Origin of the sequence: Taibaiella soli (genome assembly GCF_003236175.1) — a bacterium.
GTDB lineage: Bacteria > Bacteroidota > Bacteroidia > Chitinophagales > Chitinophagaceae > QKTW01.
In genome coordinates this window covers 31,958-58,832 of the sequence record NZ_QKTW01000010.1, presented here as the reverse complement: position 1 = coordinate 58,832, position 26,875 = coordinate 31,958, and the positions used below count along the sequence as shown (strand labels likewise).

Genomic DNA, 26,875 nt, shown 5'->3' with positions numbered 1-26,875 from the left:
ATAAAAGACGCCTCTGATATTACAGAGGCGTCTTTTTTATTAAGTACTTTTTATTAAAATCAGATATCAGCAATTCAAGCATTGGTTCCATCCTGCAGAATCTCAGCTGGCGCTGACTCTTCGAGATTTAGCTTGTTACCTTTTAATGTTATCGGACCGTTCAGATTAACTGTCGTATTTCTTGAAATCTGAGATGGGTCACTGATTTGTATTTCAGGTTTCCCGATTTTTCCAGGCTGCGGACCCGAAACTTTATTTACCATTTTTCTGCGCATAACAAACAGAATGGCAAACAAACCAAACGCAACAAAAGAAAGACTTGCGACGGCCAGATTCATGTTATAATCCTGAACGAAGAAAGAAACCAGAATAATCAAAACGTTTGCTGTAAATAATACTGAAACTGCGCTGCTGTGTGATAAGCCCAGATCAAGTAAATAGTGGTGCAGATGCGTTTTGTCGGCGCGGAAAGGAGAGCGTCCTTTCATTGACCGGGTAGTAAATACGCGGAACGTATCGAAAACGGGAATTGACAATATCGCTAAAGCAACTAACAGTACCGCTTTTGGAGAGTGAACGACTCCGGCAAATTCGCCATGACCATGATAGGAATTAATAAACATGATACTCAGTACTGATATCGTAAATCCGATCAGCAGTGATCCTGTGTCACCCATAAATATTTTGGCAGGAGCAATGTTGTAACGTAAAAATCCCACGATGCCACCCATCAGGCTGAAGGCGATGCAAGCGCCACTCGTGTTGCCTTCTAATCCCAGTCCAATGCCGAGCATCAGACAAGAAAGAACTCCTATAGTACCGGCGAGACCATCGATGCCGTCAATTAAATTGAACGCATTGGTGACGAACATGCAACCGAGAATAGAAAAGATTGCGCTAGGTAAGTAGGGCAGTTCATAAATGCCGAGTAAGCCATGTAAAGAAGACAAACGAATATCAGCGAAAAACACGGTAATAGCTGCGGCAGCAAACTGGGCAACTATTTTTTTTAATGGCGGCAGGTTGAGCAGGTCGTCCTTTACACCCGTGACAAATAATATCAGTGCTGAGGCTGCAATGTAATTCCACTTCAGGAATTTTGAAGTATCAACAGTCAGCGAACTGATGATAATAAAGCCGAAAAAGATGGCTACACCGCCAAAATTGGGAATAATGCGGGAGTGGATCTTTCGGTTGTTGTCAGGTACGTCGAATAACTTTTTTCTCTTTGCTATGTAGATGATCCTGGGAATGCTCATCATACTGAGTATCAGCGCACTGACAAAGGAAAAAATGTAGATCACGTATGGTGGTAGGCTCGTCATAATACTTATATGAAGTCAGAACGTAAAGCAAAGTTATATGTATATAATATACTCAGGCACATAAAAAGTTCAATAGTTCCTAAAATTATTGTTCGGTTAATGCAGTTCAAAAACTATACCAAACAAGACAATATTTTAACTTTTATTTTCCTGCTCTATTTTATCCCTATAAAAACAGTGCACTTTCGGGGCTATTAAGCACAAAACTTAATTTCTCTTATAAAAGTAATAAATGAAAATCTATTTTATACATATTGCGAATTATTATTTAGAAAAGATTTTTTAAGATATGTACGATTCTTTTGGCAGTATGGCCATCCCAGAGTTCAGGAACCTCACCTTTTTTCCATTCGCCGCGGTACAGCTTGTCAAACGCTGGTTGTATAGCGGAAGGACTGGTCCCGAGCAACATACTCGTTCCTATAGTATAGGTTTCCGGCCGTTCCGTATTATCTCTTAGTGTCATGCAAGGCACTTTCATTACGGTTGTTTCTTCCGTGATACCTCCCGAGTCGGTAACGACTATTTTGGCTTGCTTTACCAGATAGTTGAATTCCAGATAACCCAACGGCTCGATGACATGCAGGTTTTCAGCCGAAACATTAATCTTGTCGAAGGCCTTCATCGTGCGCGGATGCGCAGGGAAGATAATCGGCAAACCGTTTGCCCCCTGAATGATCGCTTCTACTAATGATTTTAATTTTTGCGGATCATCTACATTCGACGGACGATGTAATGTAGTAACGATATATTGTTGCGGGGCTAAATTATATTGTTCCCACAGTGCAGGTTTTTTAAACCGCGGCATTTGTTTGAGCAGCGTATCGATCATAGTGTTGCCCACAAAAAATATTCGCTGTTCCGGAACACCGATATGTATCAGGTTTTCATTAGCTGTGTTCGTCGTTGTAAAAAAGAAATCGGTAATGGCATCGGTTACAATGCGGTTAATTTCTTCCGGCATCGTCAGGTCACCACTTCTGATTCCGGCTTCCACATGGGCAAGCGGAATATTGTTCATTTTCTTCGCGGTGATCGCACAAGCCATTGTTGATGTTACGTCGCCCACCACCAACGCAAGGTCGGGGCGGCGTGTCTGTAAAACCTGCTCATAACGGTGCATAATTGCCGCCGTTAGCTCTGCCTGTGTTTCTCCTTTAGCATGCAGATTTACATAAGGCTCGGGAATACCTAATTGTTCGAAAAAGGCAGAACTAAGCAATTTGTCATAATGCTGCCCGGTATGTATCAAGCGATACTCGATATCGGTACCGTTTTTCTGTTCTTCCTGGATTGCCTCAATTATTGGGGCAATTTTAATAAAATTTGGCCGCGCGCCGGCTATGAGGTCAACAAGCATCTTTTCAATTCAATTCAATAACGATAGTTGTGCTATTATCTGCTATACCTACCAATTTTTTTGCCAATTTTCTCTCATTGAAGGAATTATTAAATTGATATTCTTCTATATTAATGGATTTTACACCATATAACTTAATATGTGTGTTATTGGCCATGTATATGTTGTCAGCTACCTTATTTAATACAACGCTCGGATGAAAATGGAGTAATGTATAGATTTTTTCTTTATTTATTTTTGTTATTTCATCTTTTATTTCAATTTTATATTCATTCCACGAAATATTTCGCTCGTGAAAAAAGTTTAAATATTTATAACCGTCATGCACTGCGCGGAGTCTGTTTTTCGATTCCTCCAGTATTTGCACGATTGCCCTTCTGCCAGTTCTGAATGCAGACCAGACATCCGAGCTATTCTTTTCGCCAGCCGAAATCGTGTTATGAGCTGCGGTGCTGCGCTCTACTTGCCGGATTTGGTCATTTGCGTAAGAACTTATTCCTGTGTCCACTATAAACGGCTCGTTGTCAATATTAAGACAAAAACTGAACGTGTCCGCATGTGCGTGTCCCGGTTGATAATCAGGCTGTATATTGCCGATATCCAGAAGCATCTCCCAATTTGCTCCCTTTATTTTACGGTAGCCGCATTCTTTTAGTTCTGTTTCACGACTGCAAATATTTAAAAATTCCGCCAATCGGAAAATAGCGATGTTGTCCGGCGCAATATTTTCTGCGGCGTCATTCATTAAGGCGAAGCGGTTGTTTGCAAAAGAAAACGCTTTTAACCAGCCCAGCATAATTGCGGCTTTCTCTCTGAGAAAAGTATCAAGTGCTTCATCCTGAAACCTTTTTGAATCTTTTGAAACACCAATACAGATCAATAAACGGTAAAGCAATAGCGCATGATACATCGGACTGAGCTCAAAATGGCCGCCGTCGGGTAGCATTTGCTCTTTTAGTTGTTCGCTGAGTAATGTCTTACTTTTCAGAAACCACTTCTTTTCATTAAAAAAATGAGCGCCGCAAAAAAGTGCAAAGGCATTTTCTAAAAGATGATTTGCTAAAATATGGTGCTCCGGAAAAGCGGCAATACGTTGGATGTCCTGATGCAGTTCCTGAAGCAGGCTATTTTCTTTAAATCCGTGTTTCCCGGAAAATAAAATCCAATGGATGCTTCGGAGCGAAACAGGGTAGGGTTCTATGGCTGTTTGCCGTTGTGGTGCGGGCGTCTTTAGGAAATCAAGAATAGTTGCCCCGCGGTCCTGGATTGAAATATTTTCATCCAGCAACCATTCGAAATAATTTAGATTATAACACCAGAGGCGGCTATTTCCATTAAAATCCCAATCGATTGTTTCGCAAAAGCTATGACTGATGTTTAAAAAATGAAAGCTATTATCCGCTGGTTGAAAAAGACCAGTAACTGCGATAAACGGCATTTTAATCTCCGGGAAATCCGATGCAGCTGCAGATGCGGCAGCGGAAATTGCATTTGTACGGAAAAAAATGCGTTTCAGCGGATAGTAAAACCTGTAAAAGACTTGCTGCCATTTCAGATGGCGGATAGTTTCATACAGGCGTTGCAAATTCATTAGTGTGTGGCGGTAAATATGGGCAAATTTTAATAATAATTTTCTGAAAAGCGGTAAAGATTAAAATCTTTTTGCTGGAGAGCGTGTTCCAGCGCATTTTTTATGTCCTGGCGTTTCAGATTTTTCATTCGATGCGCCTGGATTAATTGCCAGCATTTCTCGGTGAGCAAGTGCAGTCGTTTTTCCGGATGCGTATTTTGTTCGGCGAAATAAGTTTCGATTGCGTCCGCCAGTTCGTCGATTCCTTTTTGCTGAATGGCGATGGTTTTGATAACTGGTGTCTCTTTTCCGTCGGTCGCGCGTTCATGTACCAGAATGCGGAGATTGCGGTAAAGGGTTTCGGCAGATTCGCGATCCGCTTTGTTGACTACGAAGATGTTGGCAATTTCCATGATGCCCGCTTTCAGTGTCTGTACTTCATCGCCCGCTTCAGGAACGAGTCCGACAACAGTACAATCTGCGAGTCCCGCAATTTCAACTTCACTTTGGCCTACGCCTACGGTTTCTACCAGTACAAAGTCAAAACCTGCATTTTTTACGAGATCGGTTATTTCTACAATATTTGAATGCAGACCGCCTAATGCGCCGCGGCTAGCTAACGAACGGATGAATACATTAGGATTATTGTAAAAATCGGTCATGCGAATACGGTCGCCGAGCAATGCACCATAATTAAATGGTGAAGAGGGATCTACGGCGATTACTGCGATTTTTTTTCCTGCAGTGATCCAGTGGTGCAGCAACGCGTTTACAAGCGTACTTTTTCCGGCGCCCGGAGGACCTGTAATACCCAATACTCTGGCGTTTTGCGTGTCTTTCAATGACATGAGCATATCGCGGTAGCCAGGTAATTCGTTTTCTACTAAAGTGATGCCTCTTGCCAGCGCGCGAAAATCGCCCGCTTGTATCTGTGACAAAAGTTGTTTTATCTTGTCTTGCACTAAAATGGTCTTTGCGTCCGTTTAAGAAAATTGATAATCGTAACTAGTGGGCAAAATTAAATTTCTAAATCATAAACTGTTATCCAAAACTAATCTTGCTGTATTTTTTGCATTATGCATGATCGGTTCCTTTCTATGTTCCCGCAGCATATTGTCTATTTCGATGATCCTTTTTGGGCTCAACGGCATTCGTGATGTGCAGCCGAAGGAGTGGCTGAAACAGCGTTGGTGGCTATTTGGACTGATATGGGTGTTGCTGTATGCGGTATCCTGGTTCTGGAGTGATAATAAACATGAGTGGAATGTGCTCACCCAGGTAAAATTGCCATTTCTTATTATGCCGCTGGCTTTTGCATTCCTGCCGGCATTCTCACAGAAGCAGTTACGGGTGTTTACTGCGGTATTCAATTTGCTGATGCTGTGTGGAATCGCTTATAGTATGGGCGTTTTTTTGAGAGATTATTCCGAGTATGTGGCTGGTTATGGCTATTCGAAGGTGATGCCCACTCCGGCTTATAATGATCATATTACATTTAGCGCAGTCGTTACGCTTTGTATTGTCTGGAATGTATATATCTGGCGGGTGCTTGGCAAGGGGGGGAAGTGGTTGGCGGCGATATCCATTGCATTGCTGGCGGCTTATCTGCATGTGCTGGCGGCCAAGACAGGGCTGGTGGCGCTTTATTTATTCGTTATCTTTTTCGCTGTTTATCTGGTTTTGCGCAGGCATGCAATGGTTGGTATTTCATTGATCGCGGTACTGGCGATCGGTGTTTTTCTGGCTAATCGTTATGTGCCGACCTTTAATAAGCGCCTCAATTATATAAATTTTGCGTACGACAGGTACCAGGAAAATGTCCGTTCGGGCGACTATGGCGACATCGGTCGCATCATGTCTTATGAACTGTCAACGAAAATTATAGAGCAGCATCCTTTGACAGGTGTTGGTGCCGGCGATATGCTCGATGAAATGAAGAAGAGCTACGATCAATACTATCCGCAGGTACCTGACGACCAGCGTTTGCTGCCGCACAATCAGTTTCTGGTGATAGCATTGGGTGTTGGTATCCCGGCACTGGTGTTTTTTCTGTTGTGGATGTTTGCACCTTTCCGCCGTTTGCGAAAGAACCGTGAGAGTGCATTTTTCCTTTTTATTTGGTCTGTATTGATGGTGCCGCTAATGGTGGATCCTACACTTGAGATTCAGCTCGGCGTTTTTGTGTTTACATTTTTCTTTCTTTGGCAGCGACATCTGCTGATTTATCCGCCGCAAAAAGAATCCGTAGTAAGTTGAGAATGTACTTGCATTGGCGTATTTTCAATGTTCGGTCTGTTATGAAATTGTAACCGGCTGCTGGACTGATTTTGTTGCATTTTTAAAACCGATCTCATGACGAACTTTATTCCCATATTTCCCCTTGATGTGGTTGTTTATCCTGGTGAACGCCTCAATCTGCATATTTTTGAAGAACGGTACAAACAACTGCTGAAAGAGTGTATTGCCGAACAAAAACCGTTTGGCATTCCTTCTGTAATCGATAAAAAAATGGGCGACCTGGGTACGATTATGGAAGTAGAAGAAGTAGTGAAGGAATACGAAAATGGCGAGATGGATATCCGTACGCGGGGCACAAAAGTTTTTCGTGTATTGGAAACGGTGCGTTCGATTCCCGAAAAATTATACAGCGGCGCGATTGTGGCTTATCCCGAAAACAAGCTTTCACACCAGGATTCTAAACTTTCTACTTTGATTCTTGATGCGGTGAAACGTTTATACAGTCTGCTGAATGTGGATAGTAAATTTCCGAATGTGCAAAGTGAAATGATTTCTTATTCGATCGGCCATTTTGTGGGTTTTACGGTGCAGGAAGAGTATGAATTGCTCGGTATTTTTGATGAATTGCAGCGGCTGGAATATATACGCCGTCATCTTACCCGCATGCAGCCGGTGATTAAAGAGCTGGAGGACATGAAGGCCAGGGTGCAACTCAACGGTCATTTTCGCGATCTTTCTATCGACGATCTGAATCTGGACAAATAGTTTACTTGATTATTTGATACAGGCGGAATTGTTTTTTACTATTTTGTACCCATTCAAACCAGAAACGAATTTACAGGAATGGCAATCAACCTCTGTATCGACTGGGGCAACAGCCGTGTGAAAACGGCGCTCTTTGGCCCTAACGACACGCTGCTTGAAACGCAGCATTTTGATGAAGCCCAGGCGCATCAGGCATTACAGGAGCTTATTGAAAAACATCAGCCGCAGGCTGCTATTTTTTGCTCTGTGGTAAACGGAACCGAACAAACCGAGCAGATGCTGCGCGAACAGGTGCAGTATTATGTGAAGCTTGATGACAATGCTCGTCTGCCGGTGATGAATGCTTATCATTCTCCGGGTACACTTGGTGGTGATCGCGTTGCATTAGTAGTAGGTGCTTATGGTCTTTTTCCTGAAAAGAACAACCTGGTGATCAGCCTTGGTACCTGCATAACTTACAACTTCCTGCATAAAAATAAAGCTTTCCGTGGCGGTGCGATTTCTCCGGGATTGCAAATGCGTTTCAAAGCAATGAATGCATTTACCGATAAATTGCCGGAAGTAGCCCCGGAAGGTGATCTTTTGCTAATGGGCTATGATACCGAAACTTCCATGCGCAGCGGTGTTGTGAATGGAATGGCGTTTGAAATAGATGGTATGATTGATGCGTACAGCGCACAATATCCTGATTTTAACGCGGTATTAACTGGTGGTGATGCAGCTTTCTTTGGAACCAAACTTAAAAATAAGATATTTGCAGACCCAAATCTGTTGCTGGAAGGGCTAAATCTAATATTAAAACATAATGTCCCACAAATACGTTAGACATTTTTTTCTCGGTACTTTACTGATGGCCACCGGCTTTGCCGCTACGGCCCAAACCAATACAACAGGCAGTAGTCCGTTGTCTGGAAAGGAGAATGATCCTTATTCAAGATATGGCCTCGGTACGCTGAGAAATACGTCCAACATCGGTGTTAGGGGAATGGGTAGCGCTTCAACAGCCTATGCCAATCCTTTTGCCATCAACGCGGACAACCCGGCTTCTTATGCGAGTTTAAAGCTCACTACATACGAACTGGCCGGTGAAGCTGAAATGCTGGGCATTCACAGTAACGGTTCTAATTATAGTACCGGTACTGCAACATTGTCTTATCTGGCAATCGGTATCCCAATGGGAAAACACGGCGGTTTGAGTCTCGGTTTGAGACCGCAGACGAAAGTCTACTATAAAATGCTGGATAGTGTTACGATCAACGGACTTGGTAAAAACACTTATGTGTATTCCGGTGACGGTGGTCTGAACTATGCTTATCTCGGCGCGGCGTACAAAATCGGAGGTTTTAGCCTAGGCTTTAATTTCGGCTACCTTTTTGGTACAATTCGTAACTCAAGTGTATTGCAACAGGCTGATACTATTCCATTCCTGAGCTCTGAATTTACACGCTATAATAAAATCGGCGGTATTTACTGGAAAGGTGGTGCCATGTATGAAACTAAACTGAACAGCAAGCTGAAATTGCGTTTGGGAGCGACGGCAACTATCGGGCAGGATGTGAATGTTGCTCGTGATAACTACTATGTAAATTTCGCAATCATTGGCGGTACTACAGTTCAGGATACTTCTTATTACGATCCTGCTGTGAAAGGCAAAATTCATTTGCCGACATCTTACAGCTTTGGTGCACAGATATCAGGCAATGATCGCTGGGCCGTAAATGTTGACTATTCTGCTACTAAATGGAGTCAGTATACGAATTTTGGCGCGCCGGATTCGGTGCAGGATTCTTACAGAGTGGGCGTGGGTGCTGAGTTTACTCCTAATCCAAGTAGCATTTATAACTATTTCCAGCGTGTGACTTACCGCATTGGTGGTTATTATGGTAGTGATTATGTGAAGCTGAATAATACTGGTTTTGATTATTACGCGGTAACAGTTGGCGCGAGCTTTCCGTTCAAACGTAGTACTGACCGCCTGCATACAGCACTGGAAATCGGTAAACGTGGTACAGAAACCAACGGCCTGATTAAAGAAAACTTTGTTCGTTTCTCATTAGGCATATCTTTGAATGATAAATGGTTTATCAAACGTAAGTATGACTAAGCTGAGGCTACATAAAAATACTTTTAAGACAAATGCCCGGAGCGTATTTCCGGGTATTTTGTTTTTGTGCCTGTTCAGTGCCTGTCAGAATGATCCGAAAGAAATTGACGCGCTGGTAAATAAATCGACGCTGCAGATGGATCGTGCGACGGATGTAACGATTATGTACAGTGAGCGCGGTAAGGTAAAAGCTAAACTGCAGGCAAAGGAATTTGTTCGTAATGAACTAGCACGACCGCCGTACATCGATATGAAGAAAGGCGTGCATGTAGAGTTTTATAACGACAGCATGAAAGTGGAAAACACGCTTGATGCCCGCTACGCGCGCTATTATGATGCGCAGGGTAATGTACTTATCCGCGACAGCATCGTTATCGTCAATAAAAAAGGGGAGCGCCTGAATACGGAAGAACTGGTCTGGAATCAAAAGATCCAGAAATTCTATACTTCAAAATTTGTGCGCATTACCACACCAACTCAGGTAATGTATGGCGACGGTCTGGAAGCCAACGAAGATTTTACCGTCTATGAAATTAAAAATCCACGTGGAGAAGTGAAGGTGGACAAGGGTAGTGTGCCGCAATAATATTGGCGATTTAATATTTGTGATTGGAGATTGACACCTGTGATTTTAAGAATTTTGTTTTTCTCCGTGTCAATATTAAAAAACTTCAAGCCTCGATCTCAACATGTATTTTATTCCCTGCATATTCGGTATCTGCATTGTTATTTATTTTATTCGTGGCCTGTTCCTGAATCGTCGGTTTAAACTCAAAGGGACGCATACGAAAGGTGTCGTGTCCGATGTAGTCAGGGAAGGCAGAGCTGCCTATTTATTTGTCAGCTTTATCGACAAAAATGGCACTGAGGTTTCGGGAAATCCGGCAAATCTGAAACATGGTACGCTTGGTTATAGGAAGGGCAAAGAAATTGATGTCTGCTATGATGCAGAAACACCAGGTTCTTTTATTGTAGCTTCCAGTGTGCAAGCTATTTTTCAGATTGGAGGAATACTATTCGGGATGTTTCTGATCGGACTTGGCATTTTTGGATATATGCATAAATAATTTTGGCCTCCTTTAGCTCCTCCGAAGGAGAATTCCCTTTGCAAGTTTTTGCCCGTATTAGGTGAGATGTCTTCTTCGTCGATATGACATGCGCGAGTGCGTTTTTAAAGTTTATTTTCCTCATTATTTGAAGACGTTGTGTGCAACGTCTGTACTGCCACCACTGTATTTATTTTCTCCGGTCAGGAGACCGGGCGCCACTGCGGCAAAGTCAGAGACTTTGCCGAACGGTTGTTTTCTACGCGCTTTGGGTTTATATTTTATTCAGAACAGTGGTTAATAGTAGTATTGCCGATGAACGTACTGCGACGCAACGAAGCATGACCGGAGTTAAGACGTTCGGTAAAAAAAGTTTTGATTCTGAATTCAGCCAGCGACTAGAAAATCAGCCATCAGCCGTCTGAAATGCGTATTTTCGCGGGCATTAGAATCTTTTCGCAGATTATGAAAAAACTTTTATTGTCCATTCTTGCGGTTGCCACTTTCCAGATGGCACGCGCAGATGAAGGTATGTGGATCCCTTCGCTGATCGGTAAGAACTATAATGACATGGTTCGTATGGGTCTGAAACTTACCCAAGATGATCTGTACAACATCAATCATGCAAGCATGAAAGATGCGATTGTGCAATTTAATGGCGGTTGTACCGGTGAGATGATATCGGGAAGCGGTTTGCTGCTGACCAATCACCACTGTGGTTACGATCCGATTGCCAGCCTGAGTACGGTAGAAAAAAACTATCTCGATAATGGTTTCTGGGCATACAGTCACGATCAGGAATTGCCGGCGAAAGGTGTTTCTGTATTGTATTTGCAACACATCGACGATGTAACTGCTGAAGTAATGAAGGCGGTGGGCAAATCAACTGGTGAGAAATACGCAAAGAAATTTGAAGCAGTAAAAAAGAAGATCGAAGACCGCGCAGCGGAAGGTGGTAAATACGTTGTGAGTGTAAAAGATTATTTCAATGGCAACCAATTTTTCCTGCTGGTTTATAAAAAATATACAGACGTTCGCCTGGTAGGCACGCCGCCGAAATCACTCGGTAAATTTGGTGGTGATACCGACAACTGGATGTGGCCGCGTCATACAGCGGATTTCTCTATGTTCCGTGTATATGCCGATAAAAACAACGAACCCGCTGAGTATTCTAACAGTAACGTTCCTTATCAGCCTAAAAAATTCCTGCCTGTATCTATTAAAGGTGTTCAGGAAGGTGATTATGCAATGATCTTCGGTTATCCCGGCCGTACGAATCGTTACGAAACATCTTACGGTGTTGATCTCGCGATCAACGAACAAAATCCGGATATCGTAGCCATCCGCGATCTGCGTTTGTCAATCATGCGCCGTCATATGGCGAAAGACAAAGCGGTTTATCTGAAAGAAACAGGTTTATACGCACGTATCGCTAACTACTGGAAATACTATATCGGTCAGACGGAGCAACTGAAACGCCTGAACGTTATTTCTAAAAAGCAAAACGAAGAATCTGCATTCATCAAATGGGCGAAAGTTAATGATAAAGCAAGTGCCGATCTGATGAGCCGTTTTGCAAATATCTACGCTGATTACAAACCGTACGCAAAACAAACCATCTTCTATTCTGAGTGTTTCAAAGCTTCTGCTGTTGCACGAATTGCTGCTGCGCTGGATCCGTTGCACAAAGCACTGGATAAAGGTGATAAAGACACGGTAAAGAAATATACAGATGCACTGATTGCTGCGCGTAAAGCTGCGATGAAAGATTACGACCGCGGTACAGAACAGGAGATGCTGGCTGAAATGGCAAAAATGTATTACAAAGAAGTGCCTAAATCACAGCATCCGGATATTTACCAGAATGTAATCTTCAAAAAATTCGGCAGCGATAATCTGGATAAAACTTTCGTTGATTATGCAGATTATGTGTTCAACAACACAATGCTTTTGGATGATGCAAAATTTGATGCATTCACGAAAAATCCGAAGAAAGAAGATATCGCGAATGACGCTGCTGCACAGTATGCACTGAGCTTTGTACACAACTACACCGAATTTTACGAACCAAAAGTGCAGGCTTTCAGCGAAAAGAAAAGAGAACTCGCGAAAGCTTATGTAGGCGGTCTGATGAAAATGAAAGAAGGCAAATTGTTCTACCCGGATGCAAACTCTACGATGCGTATTACTTACGGTTCTGTAAAAAGCTATCGTCCGCAGGATGGTGTGAAGTATGATTATTTCACGACGCTGGATGGTCTGATGGATAAATATAAACCGGGCAGCGATGAGTTTGATGTTCCGAAAGAACTGATTGACCTGTATAACAAGAAAGATTACGGTCGCTATATGGATAAAGACAGCACGCTGCATACTTGTTTCATTACAACCGATGATATTACCGGCGGTAACTCTGGTAGTCCGGTGATTAATGCAAACGGAGAGCTGATCGGTGCTGCATTTGACGGCAACTGGGAAGCAATGAGCGGTGATATCGCGTTCGACAAAAAATATAAGCGCACCATTGTTTGTGATATTCGCTTCATCCTGTTCCTGATCGATAAAATGGGCCATGCCCAGAATCTGATTGAGGAAATGGACGTGCATAACTAAGGCTGAAAGCTCAACGCCTAAAGCTGAAAGCTTGTCCTCAATAGTGGATTCACGCAAAGACGCATAAGGGTGCTGCTCACGGAGACTCTATGACGCGAAGGTTTTCTGCATTACGTCTTTGCGAGGTACGAAGCAATCTGCATATTTTGACGGGGCGTTTGTGAGGTGGGTATCGCTCGCGTTTGTCAGGCTGAGCGGAGTCGAAGCCCGGCAACAATCATAGTCTGATACTTAAAAAGTGGTGCCAAACCCTGTAGGTTGTTGCGATGAGGAGGAACGACGAAGTGACAATCTGATTTCGCGTTTACAATAAATGCGGATCTGCAATCACAGCTTGATACTTACTACTTGATACTTAAAAAGTGGTCCCATAACGGGGACCACTTTTTTGTTTACATTTGGTCAGAATGAAATATATGCAGCGCTACCTGTTACCTTTCTTGTTTTTTGTATTCGCTTTCGCGGGAAAGTCCACAGCGGCTGATTCGCTGCATGTGATCAAGTCGATACCGATGAAAGGTAAACTGCTGACTGCAGACGAACTGGGCAATGTTTATGTGGTGCGCGCAGGTAATAATCTGATCCGTTTTACGGATGCCGGTGACAGCAGCGCTTTTTACCGGGTTATTTTCAATGGTAATATTGAGGCAATAGATGCGACGAATCCGCTTCGGTTAATCCTTTATTATCCTGATTATTCAAAAGTGGAAATCCTGGATCGTATGCTGGCTTTAAAGAATGAAATCAATCTCACGCAAATGGGTTTGACACATCCGCCGGTGGTGGCTAATAGTGCTGATGGTAATCTATGGGTGTACGATCAGTTTAATGCCCGTCTTCGTAAAATCGACGATCAGCTGCAGGAAATAGCATCCAGCAATGATCTGCGCCAGCAAGTAGGTGTGGTGCCGCAACCTGTATTTATGGTAGAGAAGGAACGCAAACTTTATATCTGCGATACTACCGAAGGCATTATGGTATTCGATCAATACGCCAGCTATATCAATACGCTTTCTATTCCGAACGTAAAGTTTCTGCAGGTTTACGGCGACCAGCTTATTTATCGTCGCGAGGATAGTCTGATGTCTTATAATTTGAAATCACTTCGTACCAATATCATTTTGCTTCCGCAACCAGAGCCGATTATCAATGCTGTCATTGCACGACATAACTTGTATGTATTGTATAATGACCGGCTGGTATTGTATAGAATGCCGGAGTAAATTAAAGTCAAAATTCAAAAGTCAAAACCTCACATACAATAATACGGGTTGTTGTGAGGAGGGACGACGTCAAACGGACAGTTAGTTGAAGCATCCTACATAATTAACGATACATCCCAGAATGAAAATAATACCTACTGTCAAGACCCACCATACTATCTCTTGAGTTAATGTGGCTTCCGGATTTTTTTGTCGGCCTGCTTTTTTTCGAGCCCATTTTGCCAGGATAATAATAGCGATCATTGCTACGGTAAACAGAAATATTTTACCAAGGTTCATCACATGAAATTAGCGAACATTCAGGATTTGTGATTTCCTTAAACTAAAACAACGTAAAGTTGCACTGCGTGGACGATTCACCATTCACCATTGACCATTGAAACATTACTTCTCCCTTCAGGTCCGCATGACCAATCGTTGGTTCAAGGATGCAGGAATCCATCCGCTGATCGGATATGTATTGGCGATGGCTGCCTTTGTTGGTATTTCAGCATATCTTTTTTACAAGACGCCCTATGCTGTCTATGTTTATCCGTTATTGGCGTTGAGCCTGGCTGGAAAATTATCGGAGCTAAAGCGAAATGATTTTTTAAGTCAATGCTTTCCGAAGCGGAAATTAAACCAGCTGAGAATAACGGAGAACGTGTTAGCTGTATTGCCTTTTGTGTTTTTTCTCTGTTATAAACAATATTTCCTTTTTGCGTGTGTGCTGCCGCTATTCGCTTCATTGCTGGCTTTCGCCAGATTTCGTACAACGGCGAATATTACCATTCCTACACCTTTTGCTAAGAAACCTTTCGAATTTATAGTTGGTTTCAGAAACAGTTTTTATTTGTTTTTGTTGACTTATGCAGTAAGTCTGATCGCGTGTTTCGTTGGCAATTTCAATCTTGGTCTATTTGCATTAATGATCAGTTTTGGTGTTTGCCTCTTTTTTTATGTGAAGCCGGAGCACGAATATTTTGTGTGGTCGTACAAACTAGATGGACGTCAGTTTTTGCTCCGTAAAATAGCTACAGCGCTGTTGCATGTTTCCGTTATCGTATTGCCAATCGTATTATTGCTCGGTTGTTTCTTTTACCATGATATCGGTATGTTGTTGCTGTTTTTGGCAATAGGCTACGCGTTTCTTATTTACATGATTGTTGCCAAATACGCGGCTTATCCGAGTGAAATGAGCCTGATGCAAACCATTTTGTTGGCTGTATGTATCGCAATGCCGCTGTTTTTGATTGTACTTATTCCTTATTTTTTCTGCGTTCCGCAAAACATTTAAACGAACTGTTGGATGATAAAGCTGCAAAATCTCTCTAAAAGCTACGGTAGTAAAACTGTGTTGCAGAATATTAATCTGCAGTTTGAACGTGGACATGTATATGGAATTGTCGGAAAAAATGGGGCAGGGAAGACAACCTTATTTCGTTGTATCGCCGGATTGGAAGATTACAGCGGAAACATTCAATCGGATAAAGACCGGCTGAAAGACCATCTCGGACTACTGTTGACGGAACCTTATTTTTTTCCGAAGATTACCGGCGCGGAGTATATCCGTTTGCTTTGCAATGCCCGGGACGTGAAGGTTGATAATTTAGACCAACGGAATGTTTTTGACTTACCGCTGGGTCAGTATGCAGCAACGTATTCAACCGGCATGAAGAAGAAGTTGGCTTTGACGGCTTTGCTGCTGCAGCAAAACGAATATTTTATTCTGGATGAACCTTTTAACGGAGTAGATATCCAAAGCAATATTGTGATCGTTGAAATTATCCGGAAGCTCCGGGAATTGGGTAAAACGGTTATTATTTCCTCGCATATTTTCTCTACGCTGAGCGAAACCTGTGACGAGATTCATTTGCTGCGCGAAGGCGAAATTGTCCGGTCTGTTCACGAGCAGGAATTTGCATCCCTGGAACAAGAAATGAAGGTAGATTTTGTAGGCGGATTGGTGGAGCGGATACTTGGTTCCGGTCAATAAGGGGTCTTCTCAGATTTCTAACAAGAAATCCTGTACAGGACCTGGGAAAATCCTGTACAGGATTTGTTGAACTTCTGTACAGGATTTCGGTAAGTTCCGTACAGGAGTTTGCCCGGTAGTCAGGTCTATTTAATCAGGTAATCTTGAAATTCCTGTCCTATGGAGGAGACAGCGCAAATTGAATCTCCAATCTTAAATAATCAATTGTCCAATTGCCGAGAGAAAAATATACTTTTGTGCTCTAAAAACATTTTTAGCCGTTTAGCTCTAGCCGGATAAATGAATAATACATACACTGATCTCGTTCATCAGACCTTCCACTTCCCGCAGGAGGGTTTTGAAGTTAAAGACAATTATCTCCAATTCAATGGATTGGATATGAAAAGGTTGATCGACAAATACGGAACGCCCTTTAAGCTGACGTATTTACCTAAAATAGGGATGCAGATCAACAAGGCTAAGAAAATCTTTAACGACGCCATTAAAAAGCATAAGTACGACGGTAACTATTATTATTGTTATGTTACCAAAGCTTCCCATTTCTCATTTATCGTAGAAGAAACCCTGAAGCACGGCGTGCATCTGGAAACTTCTTTTGCTTACGATATTGAAATTGTAAAGCAACTGTACAAGCGTCGTAAGATCAATAAAGAAACATTTATTATCTGTAATGGTTTTAAAACAAAAACCTATACACGTAATATCGCCCGTTTGATCAATGACGGTTTTAAAAATGTAATTCCCGTGCTCGATAATAAAAACGAGTTTGAGGATTACAAGCGTCTGATCCGCGCTAAAGATCCCGTGAAAATTGGTATCCGTATTGCGGCAGAAGAAGAACCAACGTTTGATTTCTATACCTCGCGCCTCGGTATCCGCAGTCGTGATGTACTGGAATTTTACGTAGATAAAATCAAAGGCAATGAAAAGTTCCAGCTGAAAATGCTGCACTTCTTCATGAATAAAGGCATCAAGGATGATGTTTATTACTGGAGTGAGCTGAATAAGGTGATCAACCTGTACTGCCAATTGAAGAAGATTTGTCCGGAACTGGATAGCGTCAACATCGGCGGTGGCTTCCCGATCAAGCACTCGCTCGGTTTTGAATACGACTACCAATACATGGCCAACGAAATTGTTTCTACCATCAAAAAGGTGTGTAAGAAAAATAAAGTGGACATGCCGGATATCTATACCGAATTTGGTTCTTTTACCGTAGGTGAATCTGGTGCCGTGGTGTACAGCGTACTCGACGAGAAAATGCAGAACGATCGTGAGATCTGGTATATGATCGATAGTTCATTCATCACTACATTGCCGGATACATGGGGTATAGGGGAGAAATTCCTGATGCTGCCGGTAAACCGCTGGGATGAAGAATACCAGGAAGTACACTTGGGTGGTCTTACCTGTGATAGTCACGATTTCTATACTTCGGAAGAACATATTAATGCAGTGTTTTTGCCGAAGGCTGATCGGGAGAAAAATCCGGAGCCTTTGTATATCGGCTTCTTCCACACCGGTGCATACCAGGATCAACTGGCAGGCTACGGAGGTATCAAACACTGTATGATTCCTTCTCCGAAGCACGTTGTTGTTGAATACGATAAAAACGGCGAGCTCGAAGACTGGCTGTATGCTAAGGAGCAAACGCCACAAAGCATGTTGAAAATTCTGGGTTATATCAGATAATTTAATTCATATCAGATAGAGAAAGGTCCGGCAAAACGCTGGACCTTTCTTATGGTTATGAGTTAGGAGTGTTGTTAATCGTCCACTATTAGCAGCTCTTTTTGTATGTTTGCGCATGTTTTTACCGAACCTTACCCGCCCTTGCAAGGTCTTTTTTTATTGTTTCTGGGCCTTATTATTTGCGCTTTTACTCTATTACACAGTTACGTTGCCATTGCACTATGATGAGACGTGGACCTATTACAATTTCACCAGCAGGGGTATTAAAGTATCGGCTACTTTTTATCCGCTTCCCAATAACCATATTCTTTTTTCTGTATTGACGGCCGTGATGGAACATTTTCCGGGTGATCCCAAAATAAAAATGCGTCTTATCAGTGTTTGCAGCGCCGTGCTCTTAAATGTTCTTTTCGTAAGGTTTGCATCGCGGTATTACAAAGAACAGGTCATCATTCTCCCCGCAGTTCTGCTTGCTTTTTCCCATCCAATGCTGAACTACGCTGTGCAGGCGCGAGGATATGCACTTTTGACGCTTATGGTCTGGTTGATGTTTATGGCAATCGTTGCACTGCTGGAGAAAAGGCAGATTTTCCGGAACAGTTTGTTGTACATAATATCTGTTTGCGGCGTTTTGTATACGATACCGTCTGGCGTCTATGCGATTTTTGCGGCAAATGTCGCGTTGTATTTACTGTTGATTTTCCGTCGGGAAAAAGCATTGATTGTAAGATTTACGATCTGCAATTTGCTTGCCGGCATGGGCACCTATCTGCTGTACCGGCCGGTTTTGAAACTTAATGGTACGGATGCTTTTAGTCATGTAGTTCATTTGTCTAAAGCTGAGCTGCTGCCGAAGGTGAATACACATTTGATATCAGTTGCAAAATGGATGGTAGGAATGCCTTGGGGAATGTCTTTCCTGTTGGTTGTTATCCTGGCTGTTGCAGTATTGGGAGCGACCGAAAAACGGGCAATGAACCGGACGTTTGACTGGTTTGTAGTGGTATTCCTCTTGTCGCCTTTCTTTATATTATTGTTGCACCGGGTTATTCCTTTTGAGCGCACCTGGATATATTTGGTTCCGTTCGTTTCTCTTGGTTTAATGGCGATACTTGACCGAGCTTTAATAAAAATTACTTCAGCAAATGGTTTTGTACTGACTACGATTATTGCTCTTTCTGTATGCTGTATATTTTTGCTAAACAACGCATTTTTTAAAGCATTCCGTGCCGAGCACGATTGTGATTTCGCCATCGCAAATGCATTTGCCAATATTCCGCATACGCCCGATGCGCATAAAATCGGTGTATTGGACTGGGGACAGGATCCTTATTCTTATTACACAGGTGAACGTCTTCAGTATGAATTGCTGCATAAGGATAAAATCCGGACCGACGTAACTGTATTAAATAAAGAGCAACTCGCGACGTTCGACTGGCTGATCATCAAAGACAAAAAAGCGCAGGATTCTCTGACATTTGGCAATTTTACCACGATCGACAGTAATAGGTATTTTGAATTGCTGAAACGGAATTAATCTTAATTTCGGGAAATGACGCTCATCGCCGTTCTTGTTCCCTGGCTGTCCTTCTTTCTGAGACGTAGAATTATTACAGGTTTTATTTGTCTGCTGTTGCAGATTACCATTCTTGGCTGGATTCCCGCTGCGATATGGGCGGTGGTTTCATTGCAGGAATCTCGGGAGAACCGGCGGAATAGAAAGCTTATTCGGGCGATGAGAAAAGGCTAGTGTAACGGTCTTCGTCAATCATGGCATCCTCTTTTAAGTCATTGCACAGTATAATTCCAAACGGCAATGCTAGCGTAATGATAAATGCCCCCAGGAATTTCAATAAATCCATATTGCGTTTTTGTTTGTAAGGCTCATCCGCCATTACAAGTATGGGCATTTTATCTTTGGGGAGGCCAAAGGGAATTATATCGCGAAAGCGTACGCGTTCATCCGTATTGCCGATGCGAATTAAATAAGGAAAGTTTCGGAAGGTTTGCTTTTCATAAATAACAGATGCCCGCTGCACAAAATCTTTTTCAACACTGTCTTGGTACGCGTCACCGCGGTTATTTTGCTCTTCACTGTAAATCCAACCTAGCCAGGCTTTACAGGTTTGGTTAGTGTCGGTAACAGTATTGTAAAGAGGAAGCAAAAAGTAATAGTCGAAATTTAAATGCTCACTGTGTTTGCCTGTTGTATAGGTTCTGAGAATCGTTCGCGGATGACTTTTCTTGACATAAAAATTCCCAACTGTGTAGAAACGATTTTGCGTGTTCTGGATGTCGTCGATATGCTGAAGGTGGACGAATTTCCCGTAGGTATCCCGTAAATAGTTTTGTGCGGTGACGATCGAAAAACCAATCGTTACAACAGATGCCAGGAAAATGGGCGCGTATGGCTCTAGTCTGGGATTGTTTTTGGGATTGAGGTCTAAAAGTTTAAACCTGCGGAATATGAAGATAGGCGAGAGGATCAGTGTAAATAGAAAAGGGAAATAATGATCTACTGTCGTGTCTGTGAAGACAGGAAACTCGTCATCATAGTCGTACAGGTTTAGCAACGAATAGAGCGCGATAGCACTTACCGTAAATATTGCATACGGCAGGAAGATTCGCCGCAGTTTAAATGAAAATTCAGGGTTCATTTAGAATACAGAGATCAGAAACATTAATTATTATTCGCAGCATGATTTTCTTCGTCAGTCGTGCTTTGTATGAAATCCGGAATTGGAGTTCCTTTAGTTTTAAACTTCAGATAAGGCACATAAAGCAAACCGAGCAAGAAGCCACTTATTAATCCGCCAACGTGTGCTGCGTTATCTACGCCGCCTTGCATTCCCGCAGTCAGATTGAATAAAACAAATATTCCTGTGCTGGCGAGAAAAGCTTTGTTGAATTCCGGCGGATAAATTTTTGTGAGCAACAGTGCGAGAAACACACCGTACATGCCCATGATAGCGCCCGATGCACCAATGCTCACCGTGTCGGCATGCCACCAGAGACTGGTAGCGCTGGCGATAATGCCGGTTATCAGGTAAAGTACCAGATATACACCACGTCCTAACGATTTTTCGAGGAACAGTCCGACAAATAGCAACGCATACATATTCATCAACAAGTGCATGATACCTCCGTGCAAAAAGGTACTGGTCAGTAGTCGCCACCATTCACCGTCTTTTGTAAGCGGACCGTAATTCGCACCCCATTTTACCAGTGTTTCACTTTGAATAGAAATCAAGCCTGCGCCGGTAAATACCATGATGATAAAAACGATGAGATTGAGATCTATCAGAATCGGTGTGATGAAAGATTCCTTCGAAGGAAGGAATAGGTTATGCCATTTAAAATCTTCCGCCTTTGCATTTACTGCTTCATTGCTGATGGTATGTTGTTCGTGTTTTTTCGCTTCGGGATAAAATGTTTTTTCTTTTACGCCTGGAATTAAAAGCATCAGGAATATAATCAATGCACCGCCAAGAAAACTTTCGCCCAGCCATATGGGCCTGTCGCCTACGCCGCCTTCAAAAGGTTCGTCTGATGCGGTCAGTACTGGTACAATTTTATCACTTCCAGCTTGTTTTATCGCTTTGTTGAAACCATCATGTTCATCAGTATTGCCAAGGCGCGTCAGGTAAGTGAATTGTTGAAAATCTGCCTGGTCAAATAATGCTTGCGTGTTTTGTGCGAACTCATGGTATAGCTCATCTCTCCGCTGATCGGTCTTTGGGTTGTCGACAGTTTTAGAATATTCTTTACCCAGCCAGGCAATAGGTTCTTGTGTGGTATCGGCAACGCTTTTGTAAATCGGTAAAGAAAGGTATATTCTGAAGGCTACATTTTCATTGTGCTTGCCTGTAATCTCCGCTTCAGAGTTAATGCCAGCGTGGATTTTGTCAACATAGTATTCTTTGAGCGTATAATATTTTGTAGCAGGTTGCGAGTTGATTTCGTTGATATTGTTTAGTGCAGACAATTTCGACGTAGCCGCAATCATAATGTTTTGCGCAATGACTGTCGGAATCGCGATTGCAATCATCATGATTATGAAATAAAGCATGCCGTAGCTTTTGCCTTGCTTGTTCTCGAGTTTTAGGTTCTTGAACTTCGGATTCACCCAAATTAATAAAGGTATTATAGCGATAAAGATTGGAATGAATAGGTTGGTAATATCTTCTTTTACGGAGAAAACATTAAACTTCACAAAGAGCAGCCAGTTCAGGAACGTATAAAGCACGATAGTGCTGATGCCAATTAATAAAAACGGCAGGAAGATCGATTTGAGTTTATAAGCGAGACCTTTCATTTGTTGTGTGTGTAGATATTGGGGTTAAAATTATATTTCTTCGGGAGAATTCAAACCGTTTTCGGATTGTTTACCATAGGGTGAAGAAATTTTGCTCCTTTCCGCAAACGGCGCTTAACGGATTGAATGGATTGAGGCATGGGTTAGATGTTGATAGAGTGATCGCGCTGATTGTTGCTGTTTCTAACATCGGGCTGAGCGGAACCGTTTTTTATTTTCATGTAGCGCACATAAGTCAACCCAAGAACAAGGCCACTTACCAGACCTCCAATATGACCTGCGTTATCTGCGCGGCCTAAGAAACCCATCAGCAAGCTGGTTGGGACGAAAATGGCGATGAGAATGAGTAGTAATCGTCTTGAGTCGGGAGAGATAAACCGGGTAACAATTAGAGCCAGAGATACGCCGTAAAAACCCATTATCGCACCTGAGGCTCCGATGCTCACACCTGCATTCAGCCACAAGCTGGTAATGCTTGCTATAATGCCTGTGATTAAATATAAACTTGTGTAAGTAGCTCTGCCCAAAAAAGGTTCCAGGATTACTCCCACAAAAACAAGTGCACAAATATTATTAGTCAAGTGAATAAAGCCACCGTGCAGAAACATGCCGGTGATCAGACGCCACCACTCACCATTGTGGATAGACATGGCATCATTGGCTCCCCATTTTATTAGGTCATCGATTCTGATACTGATAATGTCAGAACCAGAAAATATCATCGCAATAAAGATCAAAATGTTTAAATCGACCAGTATTGGAGTCACAAAAAAAGTCTTCGAAGGAATGAAAAATGTATACCATTCAAATTCGCTATATCGCTTTTTGCGGACGGTAGCGTATCCCGGGTATGATTTGTCGTAGATTACGTTTGCTAGTTTCTTTTTTACACCGGCAAATAGTAATGTCAGAAACACCAGTAAAATTCCACCAGATAACGTGATGCAAAACCAGAAAGGTTTTTCTCCATAACGCGCTTGTAATGGTTCGTGTGACGCTACCAAAATTGTCAGCTTAGTGTTTTTACGCTCTGATTCCAGTGCCTTTTTGTATTCGTCCGCGTCGTTTGTATTTCCAATTCGGGAGAGGTAGGTGAATTTTTGAACATCTTCGGCAGCAAATTTTTCTTGCGAAGCGGTAATAAACGCTGAAAACGAATCCACTTTATTTTGCTCAGATCCGGAGTTGCTGATTCTGTGCGAATATTGCTTGCCCAGCCACGCACTACATTCTTTGTTTGTGTCCGCAATTGTTGGGTAGATTGGGATTACATAGTATGCATTGAAGCCAATATTTTCGTTGTACTTGCCTCCAACAGCTGCTGTGGGGTAGAAAATAGCTTTACTCTTATCTATGTAATAATTTTTAAGCGTATAATATTTGCCTTCGGGTTGTGAATTGATTTCTTCAATGGAATGTAGGTTGATTTGTCTTCCCGATGCGCTGATCCAATCCTGCGCTATAGTGGTTGGCGCTAGAACTGTTATGAGCATCACCAGAAAATAGAAGAATCTTCTGCTTTTCCCGTTTTCGGTTTGCAGAATTAAAATTTCAAGCCGTGGATTGATAAAGAAATACAGAAGCACTCCTGCGAGAATCGTGGGCAAGAAGAAATTGGCTGCATCTTCTTTGATCGGAAGGAGTTTCAGCCGTATAATAAACAGCCAGTTAAAGGCCGAATAGACTCCGATGAAGCTAAAGCAGAAAAGTAAAAGCGGAAAGAAGATCGATTTGAGTTTATAAGTCAGATTTTTCATCTGTAGCAGTACTGAATTATCGCTCGAAATTACATTCTTTCCCTATATCACCACCTATTTTTCCATCGCAGGGTCATCATCCACTTTCAATTTTCCGGAACGGATCGCTTTCATAAAATCTTCGTAGTCGCGTTCAGTTTGGTCGGCATAGGCGATACCGAAATGACTGATGGCATCATCGAGCACTTCACTTTTGCCCATGTAGCCGGAGAGTAGTTTGGCGTTGCCGGTTTTTGCGTGTGCCCGCGCGAGCATCCGGCCGCAGAGGCGGGCATAAGCGTTGAGTAGGGTCTTGTCGAAAAGATCTACTTCCGGTGCAATCTTCCGGTCGCGAAGCTGACGGAAATAAAAATGCCTTCCCTGAGGACCAGTGCTCCAGCCCAGGAAAATATCACTCGCCGCCTGCACCAGTCGCTGACCTTCTACCACGCGCTGGCCATAATGTGCGTAACGGCTTTTTTCTGTGTAAGGCTCTAATACGCTACGGCGGGCTTCTTTTACCTGCAGGAAAAGAGGTTCATTGTTTTGGTTCATCAGTAATACCACATAGCAGCGCGTACCCACGCTGCCAACACCCACCACTTTCAGTGCAACATCCACTACGCGATATTGCTCAAACAACCAGCGACGGTCGCCCTGAAGCGTATCTGCATATTTATCGAGAAACATATTGATCGCGGTGATCTCCTTTTTTACATCCATTGGGTGATAGATCAGGGGCGGTTGATCAGTGATTTCGAAATTGCCCAAAACACTTTGGGTGATTTTGTAGAAGACTTTCTGGTGCGTTCCTTTTTGTGATTTGATCAGTGCTTCATCAATCAGTTTTTTTGCTTTTTCACTTTTCGCCTGATTCCTTATCTCTACCGCGTCAATTTTCATGTACCAGAGATCCAGCAAGCTGATTTCCGCAAATTCATGCATGAATTTGCGGTAGGATTGCGCGAGCGTAAAAGCAATCTCACGGGCGTCATCGTCACTCATGCCTTTGTCGCGGGCCGCCAATACAAAGCTCGTGGCAAGACGCTTCAGGTCCCAGCTCCAGGGGGCGATATGTGTTTCATCAAAATCATTCGCGTCAAAAATCATGCTGCGCTCCGGTGTGGCAAAACCGCCAAAATTCATCAGGTGACAGTCGCCGATTGCCTGTATGTTGATGCCGGCATGCGGCAAATAGTAAAGGTCCTGGGCCATAATACCGGCGGTACCTCTGTAAAAGGCAAAGGGTGAGGCGCTCATTCGCTTATGACGGATTGGAATCAGGTTTTGTAAACGGTCGTAGTTCGAATCTGTAATCATTTTCAAGACGCTTGGTCGCCTGGGGTTAAGCTTAAAGGTTGCATGCTCTTTGCGATTTGCTTTTTGACGGGCATCTTTTCCTTGCTGATAGAAATCCATGTGAAAGGTTTTTATATTAATTATCCTTCTAATTTAACGAAAATAATCCACTGATGCGAGCGTGAGTGGTTCGCACTACATAGGCCCACTCGCGTTGTTGCGAGGAACGAAGCAAACTGCACTAAAAAGGGAAACCGCGAAAATACGGGCCGCCCCGAGGACGAGGTATCCCCACAGTACTGCGGGGAGGAACAGGTTTCGCGTTTGATACTCGCGCCTGGTACTTTTTGCCACCAACTTCATCGCTCCGGTTAATCCTGAGTTGCGTCGCACATTTCAGCGCCAGAATATCTATCAATATACATTTCACTGGCGCGAGCGTTAGCGTAGCGCTCTCGTGTCTATAATTCAGTGCAGTCTTTGACTACGTCTCGTTTCTAGTCCAAAATATTTGCCAGTCGGGAGACTGGCTCCGTTCAGCAAAGTCTCTGACTTTGTTGTAGTGGAAACCGGTCTCCCGACCGGATTGCTGCGGTCAGGAGACCGCGTCCGCTGGAACGAAGTCGGGAGACTTCGCTCAACTGTACGTGTGCTTGCTCGTCGGGAGCATTAAGCGCGAAATCAGATCCTCACTTCCTCCTTCGTCGTCATCGGGATGAACTGTGTTTAAAAACAAATATTTTTTGTGTGATAGGCGTGTTGATACGTTGAGTTTTGTGTAGCTATTGCAAAGGCCTGTTTCAATAATATATTGAAATCTCCGTTCAGCAAAGTCTCTGACTTTGTTGTAATGGAAACCGGTCTCCCGACCGGATTGCTGCGGTCAGGAGACCGCGTCCGCTGGAACGAAGTCGGGAGACTTCGCTCAACTGTACGTGTGCTTGCTCGCCGGGAGCATTAAGCGCGAAATCAGATCCCCACTTCCTCCTTCGTCGTCATCGGGATGACCATGTAATTAAACACTTACGCTATACCAGACCCGACAATTTTGTTTATTGTCACTCAACCCTTTTTACATTATGTTTGCAGCTCCTAAATTATTAACCAATGACAAGTAAAATTCAACTTACACCCGTGTATGATGCGGGGAGGCGAAAGCCCCCGAACGCCGTTAATAAGCGTAGGACATCTAAGCACGGGCTTTTTTTATTCCTAAATTATTAACGATGGTACGTGCTACCGAAAACAAACTGATCATTGAGATCGACACCTGCGATCCCGCGGCTATGCTCCGCGATTTGCAGGAAAGCCTCATCACTGTGCTGCAACGGTACAATGAAGACGGCCGGCCAGATAGAATTGATGACGTCAATTGCCTGGCATTGCTCAAAGCATTGTTGCCCGAAACGGAGTTGTATGAGAAAATGTTGAATTAATAGTGAAAGTCCTCCCGAAACGGAGGACTTTTTTTATTTAAGTGCGCAGAATTGAGGTTAAAAGCTTCGACGTCGAGGTTATTTGCTTGGACGTTGAGGTTCTGAACACCAGACTCGGAGTAAAAAGCTCGGATGTTGATGCTATTTGCTCGAAGGTTGACTCTCAGAGAGTGGACGT

The 26,875-nt window shown here is 43.0% G+C and carries 22 protein-coding genes; 14 read left to right on the top strand and 8 right to left on the bottom strand.

All coding sequences use genetic code 11. The features are described from left to right. Positions 1-74 precede the first annotated feature (74 nt). The 4 genes from DN068_RS06690 to meaB all read right to left on the bottom strand — a co-directional run bounded on the left by DN068_RS06690 (position 75) and on the right by meaB (position 5,193). Entirely contained in the window at positions 75-1,325 is a 1,251-nt protein-coding gene (locus tag DN068_RS06690; RefSeq protein WP_110998130.1) for an MraY family glycosyltransferase, read from the bottom strand. Between the two features lie 268 nt (positions 1,326-1,593). Next, positions 1,594-2,685 carry a non-hydrolyzing UDP-N-acetylglucosamine 2-epimerase gene (gene wecB, locus DN068_RS06685; protein ID WP_110998129.1) on the bottom strand — a complete coding sequence of 364 codons (1,092 nt, stop codon included), beginning with the start codon at positions 2,683-2,685 and terminating at the stop codon, positions 1,594-1,596. Between the two features lie 4 nt (positions 2,686-2,689). After that, positions 2,690-4,276 carry a heparinase II/III family protein gene (locus tag DN068_RS06680; protein WP_110998128.1) on the bottom strand — a complete coding sequence of 529 codons (1,587 nt, stop codon included), beginning with the start codon at positions 4,274-4,276 and terminating at the stop codon, positions 2,690-2,692. 29 nt (positions 4,277-4,305) lie between these two features. After that, positions 4,306-5,193: a methylmalonyl Co-A mutase-associated GTPase MeaB gene (meaB, locus tag DN068_RS06675; protein ID WP_243630137.1), complete on the bottom strand. Its 888-nt coding sequence runs from the start codon at positions 5,191-5,193 to the stop codon at positions 4,306-4,308. A gap of 187 nt (positions 5,194-5,380) precedes the next feature. On the opposite strand from meaB, the gene DN068_RS06670 reads away from it, so the two are divergent. The 13 genes from DN068_RS06670 to DN068_RS06605 all read left to right on the top strand — a co-directional run bounded on the left by DN068_RS06670 (position 5,381) and on the right by DN068_RS06605 (position 19,661). Beyond that, entirely contained in the window at positions 5,381-6,511 is a 1,131-nt protein-coding gene (locus DN068_RS06670) for an O-antigen ligase family protein (protein ID WP_165836304.1), read from the top strand. A gap of 96 nt (positions 6,512-6,607) precedes the next feature. After that, positions 6,608-7,258 (top strand): LON peptidase substrate-binding domain-containing protein, encoded by a 651-nt coding sequence (locus tag DN068_RS06665; protein WP_110998125.1) that lies wholly within the window; start codon positions 6,608-6,610, stop codon positions 7,256-7,258. Between the two features lie 78 nt (positions 7,259-7,336). After that, a complete protein-coding gene (locus DN068_RS06660) occupies positions 7,337-8,083 on the top strand; it encodes a type III pantothenate kinase (protein ID WP_110998124.1) in 747 nt (248 codons plus the stop codon). Further along, on the top strand, positions 8,064-9,362 hold the full coding sequence (locus DN068_RS06655; protein WP_123985257.1) for a hypothetical protein: 1,299 nt from the start codon (positions 8,064-8,066) through the stop codon (positions 9,360-9,362). Before DN068_RS06660 ends, DN068_RS06655 begins: the two co-directional genes overlap by 20 nt. Then, positions 9,355-9,948, top strand: a complete 594-nt coding sequence (gene lptC, locus DN068_RS06650; protein ID WP_165836303.1) for an LPS export ABC transporter periplasmic protein LptC — start codon at positions 9,355-9,357, stop codon at positions 9,946-9,948. The genes DN068_RS06655 and lptC overlap by 8 nt, the downstream gene beginning before the upstream one ends. Positions 9,949-10,051: 103 nt before the next feature. Next, positions 10,052-10,429, top strand: coding sequence for a DUF3592 domain-containing protein (locus tag DN068_RS06645; RefSeq protein WP_110998121.1), 378 nt, complete (start codon positions 10,052-10,054; stop codon positions 10,427-10,429). Between the two features lie 444 nt (positions 10,430-10,873). Beyond that, positions 10,874-13,021 (top strand): S46 family peptidase, encoded by a 2,148-nt coding sequence (locus DN068_RS06640; RefSeq protein WP_165836302.1) that lies wholly within the window; start codon positions 10,874-10,876, stop codon positions 13,019-13,021. 407 nt (positions 13,022-13,428) lie between these two features. After that, a complete protein-coding gene (locus DN068_RS06635; RefSeq protein ID WP_110998119.1) occupies positions 13,429-14,244 on the top strand; it encodes an NHL repeat-containing protein in 816 nt (271 codons plus the stop codon). A gap of 376 nt (positions 14,245-14,620) precedes the next feature. Further along, positions 14,621-15,520, top strand: coding sequence for an ABC transporter permease (locus DN068_RS06625; protein ID WP_123985256.1), 900 nt, complete (start codon positions 14,621-14,623; stop codon positions 15,518-15,520). Between the two features lie 12 nt (positions 15,521-15,532). Continuing rightward, on the top strand, positions 15,533-16,219 hold the full coding sequence (locus DN068_RS06620; protein ID WP_110998116.1) for an ABC transporter ATP-binding protein: 687 nt from the start codon (positions 15,533-15,535) through the stop codon (positions 16,217-16,219). Positions 16,220-16,498: 279 nt separating this feature from the next. Then, positions 16,499-17,911 (top strand): type III PLP-dependent enzyme domain-containing protein, encoded by a 1,413-nt coding sequence (locus DN068_RS06615; protein WP_110998115.1) that lies wholly within the window; start codon positions 16,499-16,501, stop codon positions 17,909-17,911. A gap of 115 nt (positions 17,912-18,026) precedes the next feature. Continuing rightward, the gene (locus DN068_RS06610) at positions 18,027-19,448 is read left to right on the top strand and encodes a hypothetical protein (protein ID WP_123985255.1); all 1,422 of its coding nucleotides are present in this window, start codon (positions 18,027-18,029) and stop codon (positions 19,446-19,448) included. Between the two features lie 15 nt (positions 19,449-19,463). Then, positions 19,464-19,661 carry a YqaE/Pmp3 family membrane protein gene (locus DN068_RS06605; RefSeq protein ID WP_110998113.1) on the top strand — a complete coding sequence of 66 codons (198 nt, stop codon included), beginning with the start codon at positions 19,464-19,466 and terminating at the stop codon, positions 19,659-19,661. On the opposite strand, the gene DN068_RS06600 is transcribed toward DN068_RS06605, so the two are convergent. The 4 genes from DN068_RS06600 to DN068_RS06585 form a co-directional block, all read right to left on the bottom strand. Continuing rightward, the gene (locus DN068_RS06600) at positions 19,636-20,568 is read right to left on the bottom strand and encodes a hypothetical protein (RefSeq protein WP_110998112.1); all 933 of its coding nucleotides are present in this window, start codon (positions 20,566-20,568) and stop codon (positions 19,636-19,638) included. The two genes, DN068_RS06605 and DN068_RS06600, sit on opposite strands and share 26 nt — an antisense overlap. Positions 20,569-20,591: 23 nt before the next feature. Continuing rightward, entirely contained in the window at positions 20,592-22,226 is a 1,635-nt protein-coding gene (locus DN068_RS06595; RefSeq protein WP_110998111.1) for a rhomboid family intramembrane serine protease, read from the bottom strand. Positions 22,227-22,369: 143 nt separating this feature from the next. Further along, complete coding sequence (locus DN068_RS06590) at positions 22,370-23,983, bottom strand: rhomboid family intramembrane serine protease (RefSeq protein ID WP_110998110.1); 1,614 nt, start codon at positions 23,981-23,983, stop codon at positions 22,370-22,372. 54 nt (positions 23,984-24,037) lie between these two features. After that, positions 24,038-25,381 carry a DUF2252 domain-containing protein gene (locus DN068_RS06585; RefSeq protein ID WP_207798865.1) on the bottom strand — a complete coding sequence of 448 codons (1,344 nt, stop codon included), beginning with the start codon at positions 25,379-25,381 and terminating at the stop codon, positions 24,038-24,040. A 1,106-nt stretch (positions 25,382-26,487) separates the two neighbouring features. Between DN068_RS06585 and DN068_RS06580 the strand changes: the two genes are divergently transcribed. After that, positions 26,488-26,697 (top strand): hypothetical protein, encoded by a 210-nt coding sequence (locus DN068_RS06580; protein WP_110998109.1) that lies wholly within the window; start codon positions 26,488-26,490, stop codon positions 26,695-26,697. Positions 26,698-26,875 lie beyond the last annotated feature (178 nt).